At 71.0% G+C, this 9644-nt stretch carries 13 protein-coding genes; 6 read left to right on the forward strand and 7 right to left on the reverse strand.

The window, feature by feature from the left end:
- Positions 1–61: 61 nt before the first annotated feature.
- From Air01nite_RS34735 to Air01nite_RS34755, 5 genes are read left to right on the forward strand one after another with little or no spacing between them, the layout of a single operon-like run.
- Positions 62–853 carry a S1C family serine protease gene (locus Air01nite_RS34735; RefSeq protein WP_203707621.1) on the forward strand — a complete coding sequence of 264 codons (792 nt, stop codon included), beginning with the start codon at positions 62–64 and terminating at the stop codon, positions 851–853.
- 8 nt (positions 854–861) lie between these two features.
- Complete coding sequence (locus Air01nite_RS34740; RefSeq protein ID WP_203707622.1) at positions 862–1827, forward strand: AAA family ATPase; 966 nt, start codon at positions 862–864, stop codon at positions 1825–1827.
- On the forward strand, positions 1824–2708 hold the full coding sequence (locus Air01nite_RS34745; RefSeq protein WP_203707623.1) for a DUF58 domain-containing protein: 885 nt from the start codon (positions 1824–1826) through the stop codon (positions 2706–2708). The genes Air01nite_RS34740 and Air01nite_RS34745 overlap by 4 nt, the downstream gene beginning before the upstream one ends.
- A gap of 17 nt (positions 2709–2725) precedes the next feature.
- Positions 2726–3661 carry a VWA domain-containing protein gene (locus Air01nite_RS34750; RefSeq protein WP_239091172.1) on the forward strand — a complete coding sequence of 312 codons (936 nt, stop codon included), beginning with the start codon at positions 2726–2728 and terminating at the stop codon, positions 3659–3661.
- The gene (locus tag Air01nite_RS34755) at positions 3661–4728 is read left to right on the forward strand and encodes a VWA domain-containing protein (protein WP_203707625.1); all 1068 of its coding nucleotides are present in this window, start codon (positions 3661–3663) and stop codon (positions 4726–4728) included. Before Air01nite_RS34750 ends, Air01nite_RS34755 begins: the two co-directional genes overlap by 1 nt.
- Before the next feature lie 7 nt (positions 4729–4735).
- Here the strand turns inward: Air01nite_RS34755 and Air01nite_RS41410 are convergent, their stop codons facing one another.
- The 6 genes from Air01nite_RS41410 to Air01nite_RS34780 form a co-directional block, all read right to left on the reverse strand.
- Positions 4736–4921 (reverse strand): 6-pyruvoyl trahydropterin synthase family protein, encoded by a 186-nt coding sequence (locus Air01nite_RS41410; RefSeq protein ID WP_239091173.1) that lies wholly within the window; start codon positions 4919–4921, stop codon positions 4736–4738.
- Positions 4870–5133, reverse strand: coding sequence for a hypothetical protein (locus Air01nite_RS41415; RefSeq protein ID WP_239091174.1), 264 nt, complete (start codon positions 5131–5133; stop codon positions 4870–4872). The genes Air01nite_RS41410 and Air01nite_RS41415 overlap by 52 nt, the downstream gene beginning before the upstream one ends.
- Complete coding sequence (locus tag Air01nite_RS34765; protein ID WP_203707632.1) at positions 5118–5474, reverse strand: hypothetical protein; 357 nt, start codon at positions 5472–5474, stop codon at positions 5118–5120. Before Air01nite_RS34765 ends, Air01nite_RS41415 begins: the two co-directional genes overlap by 16 nt.
- A 173-nt stretch (positions 5475–5647) precedes the next feature.
- Positions 5648–6259: a DUF998 domain-containing protein gene (locus Air01nite_RS34770; RefSeq protein ID WP_203707626.1), complete on the reverse strand. Its 612-nt coding sequence runs from the start codon at positions 6257–6259 to the stop codon at positions 5648–5650.
- Entirely contained in the window at positions 6256–6750 is a 495-nt protein-coding gene (locus Air01nite_RS34775; protein WP_203707627.1) for an SRPBCC family protein, read from the reverse strand. Before Air01nite_RS34775 ends, Air01nite_RS34770 begins: the two co-directional genes overlap by 4 nt.
- Positions 6743–7063 (reverse strand): ArsR/SmtB family transcription factor, encoded by a 321-nt coding sequence (locus Air01nite_RS34780; protein WP_239091175.1) that lies wholly within the window; start codon positions 7061–7063, stop codon positions 6743–6745. The genes Air01nite_RS34775 and Air01nite_RS34780 overlap by 8 nt, the downstream gene beginning before the upstream one ends.
- Before the next feature lie 56 nt (positions 7064–7119).
- Between Air01nite_RS34780 and argS the strand changes: the two genes are divergently transcribed.
- A complete protein-coding gene (gene argS / locus Air01nite_RS34785; RefSeq protein ID WP_203707628.1) occupies positions 7120–8844 on the forward strand; it encodes an arginine--tRNA ligase in 1725 nt (574 codons plus the stop codon).
- A 1-nt stretch (position 8845) separates the two neighbouring features.
- On the opposite strand, the gene Air01nite_RS34790 is transcribed toward argS, so the two are convergent.
- A partial coding sequence (locus tag Air01nite_RS34790) for a DUF2267 domain-containing protein (protein WP_203707629.1) occupies positions 8846–9644 on the reverse strand: 799 nt, incomplete at its 5' end.

The following is a 9644-nucleotide window of genomic DNA, read 5'->3' on the forward strand; positions in this document are numbered from 1 at the left end:
TACGCGGTTATGGTGACGTCATGCGGCGCGCCAGCCAGCCACGCGTGGGCCGCGGTCCGCGATGACCGTGCCCGGTGAGGTCGCGGACGCTGGACCGCCTGAGCGGCGGAGGCGTTCGCGGCCCTGGCTGGCCGGCGCCGGCGTGGTCCTCCTCCTGGCGATCACCGCCACCGTCGCCTTCCGGGCCGGCCGCGGCGGGTCGACGCCGAGCGCGGCACCCAGCCCTTCGCCGACCGCCAAGCCACCGTTGACGACCGCGCAGGTCTACACCGTCATGGCACCGTCCGTGGTCAGCGTCGAGGGGTCCGGCAACGGCACCGGCGTCGTCGCCAACGCCGACGGGCTCGTCGTCACCGCCTACCACGTGGTCGACGGAGCCAAGAACATCGAGGTCACCTTTCCCGACGGCACCGAGGTCGCCGCCACCCTCGCCGGCAGCGACCCCGCCAACGACATCGCCCTGCTCATGCCGCAGGAGCCGCCGACCGTGATCGTCCCGGCGGTCATCGGCAACGCCGGCCGGCTCGCGATCGGCGACGACGTCGTGGCCATCGGCAACCAGCTCGGTCTCGTGCACAGCACCACCGCCGGCGTCGTGTCCGGCCTGGAGCGGGTCGCCACCGGCACCGACGGCACCCGGCTGCGCGGGCTGATCCAGTTCGACGCCGCCGTCAATCCCGGCAGCTCCGGCGGGCCGCTGGTCAACACCCGCGGCGAGACCGTCGGCATCGTCGTCGCCCTGCTCAACCCCACCCCGGCCGGCACCTTCGTCGGTGTCGGCTTCGCCGTGCCCATCGGTGCCGCGCTGGCCGGCGGCGCCAACGGCACGGGACCACCCGGTCCGATGCAATAGGAGCGCGCATGGACACCGAGCCCATCCTGTACGAGGTCAAGAAGACCATCGTCGGCCAGGACGCGCTTCTCGAACGGCTGCTCGTCGCCCTGCTCGCCCGCGGGCACATCCTCGTGGAAGGCGTACCCGGTCTCGCCAAGACCCTGGCCGTGAAGGCGCTCGCCGGCGCGATCGGCGGCCAGTTCCACCGCGTGCAGTTCACCCCCGACCTCGTGCCCGCCGACATCGTCGGCACCCGCGTCTACCACCAGCACAGCGGCGAGTTCCAGGTGTCGCTCGGGCCGGTGTTCACCAACCTGCTGCTCGCCGACGAGATCAACCGTGCGCCGGCCAAGGTGCAGAGCGCGCTGCTCGAGGTCATGCAGGAGCAGCAGGTGACGATCGGTCGCGAGACCCACCAGGTGCCGCGCCCGTTCCTGGTCATGGCGACGCAGAACCCGATCGAGTCCGAGGGCACCTATCCGCTGCCGGAGGCGCAGGTCGACCGGTTCATGATGAAGGTGCTGGTCGGCTACCCGAGCCCGACCGAGGAGTTCGTGATCGTCGAGCGCGCGATCGCCGCGACGGGTGCCGGCCAGGCCGTCGCCGATCCGGAGCGGCTGGTCGCGATGCAGGAACAGGTCGATCGGGTGTACGTGGACCCGGCGCTCATCGAGTACGCCGTGCGGCTGGCCAACACCACCCGCGACCCGGCCGCGGCGGGGCTCGGCGACCTGTCCCGCTACGTCAGCTTCGGCGCCAGCCCGCGCGCCTCGATCAACCTGATCCTGGCCGGCCGGGCGCTGGCGTTCATCCGGGGCCGCGACTACGTGGTGCCGTCCGACGTCACCGAGCTGGTCCTCGACGTGTTCCGCCACCGGCTGGTGCTCTCGTACGAGGCGCTCTCCGACGACGTCACCCCCGACAGCATCCTGACCCGGGTGATGGCCGCCGTTCCCGTCCCCGACGCGCCCTTGCAGCGGACCGCCCGATGACCACGGCCCCGGACCGCCTGCTCCGCCGGCTCGAGTGGCGGATCCTCCGCCGGCTCGACGGCCGGCTGCAGGGCGCCTACCGCACGGCGTTCCGCGGCACCGGGATCGACTTCGACAGCCTCCGCGAATACCTCCCCGACGACGACGTGCGGCACATCGACTGGAACGTCACGGCCCGGCTCGACCAGGCGCACGTCCGGCAGTACACGGAGGACCGCGAGCTGACCGCCTGGCTCGTCCTCGACCAGTCGGCCTCCATGCGGTTCGGTGAGACGCCGCAAGGTAAAGACTCGATGCTCACGGACCTCGCGGTCTGCCTCGCCAGGCTGTTCTCGCGGGGTGGCAACCGGGTCGGCGCGATCCTCTACGACAACCGCCGGCAATGGGTCGTGCCGCCTCGGACTGGCCGCGACCATGTGCTGCGGCTGACCGATCTGGTTACGGCGCCGACGCCCGAGCGCGGCGGCGGCAGCACCGACCTCGGCGCGATGCTGCGGCTCGCCGCGCGCAACGCCCGCCGGCGCAGCCTGCTGTTCGTCGTCTCCGACTTCATCGGCGAGGGGGACTGGGCCGGCGAGCTGACCCGGTTGGCGTTGCGGCACGAGGTGGTCGCGATCCGGGTCGTCCACCCGGTCGAGCTGGACCTGCCCGACCTCGGCCTGGTGCTCGTCGAGGACGCCGAGACCGGCGAGCAGGTGCTGGCCGACACCGGCGATCCGCTGTTCCGGGAACGGTTGCGCGCCGAGGTGTCCGCGCGGGAGGCCGCCGTCGACGCCGCGATGGCGCGGGCCGGCGTCGCCGCCCATCGGGTACGCACCGACGAGGACCTGGTCGAGGCGCTGGTCGCGATGGTCCGCCGGACGAGACGCGTACGCCGATGAGCTTTCAATATCCGGTGATGTTCGGGGTTGCCCTGCTGGTGGGGGCCGCCTGCGTTGTCGGGCTGCGGCGGTTGATGCTGGAGCGCTCCAGGGCTTACGCGGCTGCCGGCGTGAGCGCCCGCGGCGGCGTCCGGCATTATCTGGCGCCGGTGCTGTTCCTCGCCGCGGTCGTGTTCCTGCTGCTGGCCGTCGCTCGTCCACAAGCGACGCTCGGCGTCCCGCGTACGTCCGGGACCGTGATCCTGGCCTTCGACGTCTCCAACAGCATGGGCGCCGACGACATCACGCCCACCCGGCTGGCCGCGGCCCAGTCGGCGGCGATCGCGTTCGTCGAAGCGCAACCGACCACTGTGGACATCGGTGTGATCGCGTTCAGCCAGGGCGCGCTGAGCACGCACACGCCGGCCAACCGGCACGCGGAGACCGTCGACGCCATCAAGCGGCTGCGGGTCACCGGCGGCACGTCGCTGGGCCAGGCGATCCTCGGCTCGCTCACCGCGATCGTCGGCCGGCCGGTCACGCTGCCGGAGCCGCCGGCCCAGCCGCCCGACCTCGGCTACCACAGCGACGCGACGATCGTGCTGCTCACCGACGGCGAGGACACCGGCGGCCCGGACGCCCTCGCCGCCGCCGAACTCGCCTCGAACGCCGGCGTGCACATCCAGACCGTCGGCGTGGGCACGGTGGAGGGCAGCACCGTCGACATCGACGGGTACCAGGTGTCGACGGCGCTGGACGAGGACCTGCTCACCCAGATCGCCACGGCGACGGGCGGCGCCTACCACCGGGCCCAGGACGCCGGCGCGCTCGACGCCGCCTATCGCGACCTCGACCTGCGTACGACCATCGAGCCGCAACCGATCGAGCTGACCGGCCCGATCGTCGCGCTCGCGCTGCTCCTGCTCCTGACCGGCGCGGTGCTGACGATCCACTGGTTCGGACGGATCCTCTGATGTCACTGACCTGGCCGTGGGCCCTCACCACACTGCTGATCTTCCCCGCGCTGCTCGGCTACCGCTGGTGGACCCGCCGCCGACGCCGCCGCGAGACGGTGCGGCTGCCCAGCCTCGCGCTGGTGCGCGCCGCCCTGCCCGCCCGGTCGCACTGGCGCCGGCGGATCCCGCTGTGGCTGTTCGCCGCCGGCCTGGTCGTCCTGGCCACGGGCGCCGCCCGCCCGCAGGCGTCGGTGCCGGTCCCGGCCAACTCGACGACCATCATGCTGGCCATCGACTCGTCGGGCTCGATGTGCTCGACGGACGTGCCACCCAACCGCCTCACGGCGGCGCAGGCGGCGGCCAAGGAGTTCGTGGAGGGCCAGCCGGACGGTGCCAACATCGGCCTGGTCACCTTCTCCGGGAACGCCGGGTTGCTGGTCGAGCCGACGGACGACAAGAAGGCGCTGGTCGCGGCCATCGACACGCTGCGCACGGCCCGCGGCACCGCGATCGGCCTGGCAATCCTGACGTCGGTCGACGCGATCGCCGAGATCAACGCGGACGTGCCGCCGACGGGCATCGACCTCCCGGCCGCCGACCCGGTGGAGATCCAGGCAGACACGATCGTGGTGCTCACGGACGGCCGCAACACCCAGGGCGTAGACCCGACCACCGCGGCGGAACAGGCAGCGGCCCGCGGGTTGCGGGTCTACACGATCGGCTTCGGCACGACCCAGCCGTCGTCGATGGTCTGTAACCCGAACCAGGTAGGCGGCGACGCGATGTTCGGCGACAGCTCCCGGTTCTCAGGGGGCGGCTTCGGCGGGCGCCGCTACCAGAACATCGACGAGCCGACGCTACGCGAGGTAGCCGATTTGACGGGCGGCGAGTACTACCAGGCACAGGACGCCGCGGAACTGACCCAGGTGCTCCGCGACCTGCCGAACAACATCGTCCTGCAACGACAGGACATGGAGATCACGGGTTGGTTCGCCCTAGCCGGCGCCCTGCTGGTGCTGGCCGCGGTCGCCCTGGCCCAGTGGTGGGGCCGCACCCCCGTCGGACGCTCGCCGTCGCCACCGTGACGGTCGATCACAAGTGCTTGTATTCGGCCCAGGTCTTGTCGGTCTCGGAAACGCGCACGGATGTCAACTCCGGGAACTTCTTCGACCAGACGTCGAAGATCCAGATGGCCAGGTTCTCGGCCGACGGGTTGCGGCCGGTGATTACATCGTTGAGATGGCGATGATCGACCTCGGCGTCCAGCCACCGTCCCACGCCGCGATGATCGGGATCGCGGGCCAGGCGTCGCGGTTCCAGACTTCGCGGCCACGATGGGCACAGAGCGGAATGGTCAGGTGGACGGACTCGCTGTCGAGCAGGCGTGCCATCGTCGCAGCGGCGTCGACGTGCCTGTTGGCCTCCTGGACGAAATCGCCGCCCCGGCCGAACCGAAATCCGATCAGCAGACTGCTCAACAGCCCGAGCACGTCGGCTGGTTCGATCGCGTTCTGACCTGCCGAGGCAGGCGCGCCAGAATCTCGCGGCCGTGAATGATCTCTTCCCGCAGCGGCACCTGCCCGCTGAACGAGAAGATCGCCATAGCAACCGCACTCTCCCAACGCGCCGGCTTGGTCAGCGCGAGCGGATGGAAGGTGGCCGGCGCCGAGGGTTGAAACCAGTGGGCCAGCTCAACGTCCTGCTGCCCGGCTCGTTCTCTGCAGATGTCAGCGATGTCGTGTGGAGAGACGGTGGATCCATTGCGGGCACCGAACGACTGGCCCATCGAAACGTCCCAGAACCCGATCGCGCCCGCATGACCGTTCCTCATCGGTCGCTCCAGCCTTCCTCGTTTCTCTAGCGGCCACGGCGCTCCAAAGCGGACACCGGAACCTGCGGCGTCGATGAGGACGATAGCCCGCAGGCATGATTTCCGTTGTCCCGCGCGGAATGGGAGCGGCATGCGAAGGCGCCGCGCCCGGTGAAGCCAGAGGCTGGTCTGAGCTAGCGCATCTTGAGGAAGAGTGAGGTGGTCCAGGCCGCGCCGATGGCCTGGCCGACCACGAGCCAGCGGAAGTCGCCGGTCGCGGCGGACGCCGCGTTGGTCGCGAGGACGGCCACTGATGCGGCGACTGTCCACACGAGCCAGCCGGGTTCGTGGGACGTCGCGAAGCGGCGGGCGAAGAGGATGTACGTGATGAGCCCGGCGATCCCGGCGACGGCCGGTGCCAGCGAGTGGATCGTGCCGTGCCAGGTGGCCGCGTCGGCCGTGCCGGGTGGGTAGCCGTTGATCGGGTCGGCCGTGAAGATAGCCGCCACGATCAGGGCGACCCCGCTCACCGCCATGAGGCGTGGTGCCCATCGGGCCGTCGGCAGCGTCCGGCGCACGCCCTCAGCGCCGGCCAGGGTCAGCAGGCCGTACACGATGAAGTTCGTGACCTGGAGCCAGCCCAGGTCGCCCAGGGCGAGCGAGCTCAACGGGTGCCGGGCCAGGTCGAAACCGTCGCGGGTGTACGCCTGGGCGAGGACGCCGATGACGAACAGTGGGCCGCCTACGGCGCCGGCCGCCAACAACGTTGAGCGGCGAACGGCCGGCGCCGACAGGGTCGCGGTCATGATTCCATCTCTTTGCCCGTCTCCAGCAGCGTCTTGAGGCCGCTGAGGGTCCACGGCCAGCCGCCGCCCGCGCCCATCGCTTCGAAGTCGCCGCGCATCAGGGCCGCCAAGCCCGGGGCGCCCGTCAGGTCGTGCGTGACCGTCAGCGTGCAGACGCCGTCGGTGCCCTCGGCGATCTCGTAGGTCAGGCGCGTGAAGCCCTCGGCCGCCAGGCCCGGGTCCATCAGCATCCGGAACGTCTGCACCAGGCGGTGCGGTGGGTCGGCCTCGATAACCTCGCCGTCCACCGCGACCTCGGGCACGCCGCGGGCCAGCATGCCCTCGTTGGCCCGGCCCACGAAGGCGCCGCCGGGGCGCAGGTCGTAGTCGCTCAGGCCGCGGTGTCCATATCGGGCCGTCCACTCAGGCTTGGTGATGGCGTCCCAGATCGCTTGCGCGGACGCCTTGATGTAGACGCGGTGCACCTGCACCGTCGTTTCCGAGTCAGTCATTTTCCAGCTCCGTCTTCAGCTCCGCCAGCGCGGACGCCTGGCGTTCGGTGTATTTGTCGATCCAGCGGTCGTGGATCAGGCGGATCGGCACGGGGTTGAGGAAGTGCAGCTTCTCCCGGCCCGAACGCCGGGTCACCACCAGGCCGGCGCCTTCGAGGACCCGCAGGTGCTTCATCACTCCGAAGCGCGACATGTCCAACTCGGACTCGAGCTCGGTGAGCGTGCGGCCGTCACGCGCGAAGAGCAGGTCGAGCAGGAAACGCCGGGTCGGGTCGGCGAGCGCTTTGAACACGAGATCCCCGTCGTCGTCCACGAGCCAAAGATAGGTGACCAGATGGTCACATGTCAACGCGACTAGATTGAGGTGCCATGGGGACCCTGGACAGGCTGCTCCGTGATCGGCTCGCTCCCGCTTTCGCGGCCGTCGCCGGCCGGCCGGCCGACCCGAGCCTGCGCCGATCGCAGCACGCGGACTTCCAGGCCGACGGGGCGCTCGCGCTGGCACGCGCGCTGGGACGCAATCCCCGGGACATCGCCGCCGAGGTGGTCCAGCGGGCGCGACTCGCTGACCTGTGCAAGACCGTGGAGATCGCCGGTGCGGGGTTCATCAACCTGACCGTCGCCGACGACGCCGTCGCCGCGCTGCTCGCTGACATGGGCCGCGACGAACGGCTCGGCGTCAAGGCAGCCGAGGTTCCCGAGACCGTGGTGATCGACTACTCGGCACCCAACGTCGCCAAGGAGATGCACGTCGGCCACCTGCCGTCCACTGTGATCGGTGACGCGGCCGCCCGCCTCCTCGACTGGCTCGGGCACCGGGTGGTCAAGGCCAACCACCTCGGCGACTGGGGCACCCCGTTCGGCATGCTGATCGAGCACCTGCTCGACATCGGCGAGGCCGAGGCCGCCCACGAGCTGTCGCTGGGCGACCTCAACGCCTTCTACCGGGCGGCCCGGTCCAAGTTCGACGCCGACGAGGCGTTCAAGGAACGCGCCCGGAACCGGGTCGTCGCGCTGCAGGGCGGAGACGAGCGGACCATCCGGTTGTGGCGGCTGCTCGTCGACGAATCCGAGAAATATTTCCTCGCGGTGTACGAGCGGCTCGACGTCTGCCTGACGGAGAAGGACTTCTTCGGCGAGAGCTTCTACAACGACATGCTGGTGCCGGTCGTCGGCGAGCTCGACCGGCTCGGGCTCCTGCGCGAGAGCGACGGCGCGCAGGTGGTGTTCCCGGCCGGGTTCACCAACCGCGACGGCAACCCGCTGCCGCTGATCGTGCGGAAGAGCGACGGCGGCTTCGGGTACGGCGCCACCGACCTCGCCGCCATCCGGTACCGCACCCGCGAGCTCCACGCCACCAGGCTGTTGTACGTGATCGGTCTCCCCCAGCGGCAACACCTCGAGATGGTGTTCGAGGTGGCCCGGGAAGCCGGCTGGCTGAGCCCGCCGGCCCGCGCCCAGCACGTCGGTTTCGGCTCCGTGCTCGGGCCGGACGGCAAGATCTTCCGCAGCCGGTCCGGGGAAACCGTCAAGCTCGCCGACCTCGTCGACGAGGCCGTAGCGCGGGCGACGACCCTGATCGAGGAGAAGAACCCCGACCTGGACGAGGCGACCAAGGCCAACGTCGCACGGATGGTCGGCGTCGGTGCGATCAAGTACGCGGACCTGTCCAGCGACCGCACCCGCGACCACGTCTTCGACTGGGCGCGGATGCTGTCCTTCGACGGCAACACCGCGCCCTACCTGCAGTACGCGCGGGCCCGCATCTTGTCGATCTTCCGCCGCGGCGGCGTCACGCCGGTGCGGGACCTGGCCCGGATCACCGTCACCGAGCCGGCCGAGCGGGCCCTCGCGATCGAGTTGCTCGCCTTCGAGGGCGTGGTCACCGAGGTGGCCGAGTCGCTCGACTTCCACAAGCTCGCCGGCTACCTCCACCAGGTGGCGACGGCGTTCACCGCCTTCTACGAGAACTGCCCGGTCCTGCGCGCCGAAGGCGAGGTCCGCGAGAGCCGGCTGGCGCTGAGCGACCTGACCGCCCGGGTGCTCGGCCGCGGACTAGGCCTGCTCGGCATCGGCGCGCCCGACCGGATGTGAACTAACCCGCCATCCCGCCGGCGGCTTCGGCGATGGCCGTGTCGACGCGGTGGGCCAGCGCCACGTCCGACTCCGTCACCGTGCCCGTCGAGGCCGTGTAGGCGGTCAGCGTGGCCGTGCCCGCCGACGGTCGCGCGATGTGCGGCGACCGGCCCGTCTCCCGCAGGCGCTCGATCCGCGGCAGCACCCGGTCCAGGTTGTCCGGTGGCAGCTCGATCGTCCGGCTGATCGCGTGGTGGTCCCCGTCCCAGTCCGGCAGGTCGCGCAGCGCCGCGACCACGTCCGCGTCGTTCAACGGCAGCGGGCGCCCGGGCGTGGTGCGCTCCTCCGGCGGCAGCGGGTCGGCCAGCGAACGCAGTTCCGCCGGCAGCGGCAGGTCGAGACCCGCGTCACCCAGGGCCGCGAACACCGCCTGGACCTTGACCCTTATCTGCTCCGGCCGCCGCTCCACCAGGCGGCCGACCTCGCGCAGGAACATCGTGAGGTCCCGCTCCGGTGGCCCGGACAGCGCGCGCGGCGCTTCCAGATCCGCCGGCAGGCTCGCGATCAGGTGCTTGCCGTCGGGGTCGTCGAGCGAGCGCGCCGTCACCCCGACGACGGCCTGGGTCAGCTCGCGGGCGTCCGCGAACGAGTCACCCGTCAGCGCGGCGATCTGCCCGACCAGCTCCCGGTAGCGCAAGCGGGGACCGGCCCCCGCGTCTGTCGAGGTGTCGCCGTTCGGCGCGCGACGGGGCCACGTCGCGGACGGCGTACCCGGTGAAACGATCTGTCCCGCACCCGCCACCGGCTTGTGGCGGCCC

The sequence above is a fragment of the Asanoa iriomotensis genome (genome assembly GCF_016862515.1).
GTDB classification, from domain to species: domain Bacteria; phylum Actinomycetota; class Actinomycetes; order Mycobacteriales; family Micromonosporaceae; genus Asanoa; species Asanoa iriomotensis.